Annotated in this window: 1 pseudogene; it reads right to left on the bottom strand. The window is 56.5% G+C overall.

The features are described from left to right. Positions 1-10 precede the first annotated feature (10 nt). A pseudogene (locus LH464_RS24345) lies at positions 11-1,161 on the bottom strand (IS3 family transposase). Between the last annotated feature and the right edge of the window lie 26 nt (positions 1,162-1,187).

The raw sequence follows: 1,187 nt of genomic DNA, 5'->3' as shown, positions 1-1,187 counted from the left end.
CATTTTCAGATCATGCGGCCAGTCTCTCGAACTTCGCGGGGCTTAAATATTCAAGCGCCGAGTGCCGCTGCGTGGGATTGTAGAAGCCGTCGATGTAGCGGGCAATGGCAATTTCGGCATGGTTTCGCGTCTGATAGATGGTCCGCCAGATCAGCTCTGATTTCAACGTCTTGAAGAAGGTTTCGACCATGGCGTTGTCATAGCAATTTCCCTTGCCTGACATCGAGATCACAATTCCTTTGATGCCAAGCAGCGCCTGATAGTCAATGGAGCAATATTGACTGCCGCGGTCGGAATGATGGATCAGGCCAGGCTTTGGACGACGCATGACAATGGCTTTTCGAAGAGCATTGATTGCCAGTTCGCGAAGGAGCCGGTCACCGATAGCCCAGCCGACGACGCAGCGAGAGAATAGGTCGATGACGACGGCAAGATAGAGCCAGCCCTCGCGGGTCCAGACGTAGGAAATATCAACACCCCATTTCTGGTTTGGCCCAGTCGCTGCAAAATCCTGATCGATGATATTGGGGGCTACCGGAAAGGCATGCTGGCTGTCCGTCGTGCGCTTGAACCGCCGCTTTTGCCGGGCATGCAGGCCATTCTCGCGCATGAGCCGGACAGTTCGTTGTCGTCCGATGGCAAAGCCGCTATCCTGCAATTCCCGCGTCATGCGCGCGCTACCGTAGGTCTCGTGAGAAAGCGCATAGGCAGAGCGCACATGCGCCAGCATCACCATGTCCTCGCGCTGCCGATGGCTTGCTGGCCGGTCCTTCCAGGAGAAATAACCGCTCTGGCTGACGCCCAGAACCTTGCAGAGACGGTATGCAGGGAATTCTTTTTTCGCCTAGTCGATGAACCGAAACTTCATCGACTTCCTTCCTTGGCGAAAAAAGTCGCGGCACGCTTTAGTATCTCGCGTTCCTACCGCAGAATTTCATTCTCCCGGCGTAACCGCTTCAGTTCGGCCGCCATGTCTTCGCCGGCAGCGGCTCCTGTCGGAGCATCCATCGCCCGGTCACGGCTACGGCCGATCCAGCGCACCAGCGTCGACAGGCCGACGCCCAGGTCCGGTGCGATCTCGCGCTGGGTCCGACCGCTCGTCTGCGCCAAACGCACCGCCTCGATCTCAAATTCCTTGGTAAAATTCTTCTGCTTCGGCATTCCGGTTTCCTTTCAACTCAAGAAAA

The sequence above is a fragment of the Pseudorhizobium xiangyangii genome (assembly GCF_020531965.1).
GTDB lineage: Bacteria > Pseudomonadota > Alphaproteobacteria > Rhizobiales > Rhizobiaceae > Neorhizobium > Neorhizobium xiangyangii.
Note: the sequence above shows the minus strand (reverse complement) of the source record. Positions and strands in the feature narration are given on the sequence as shown.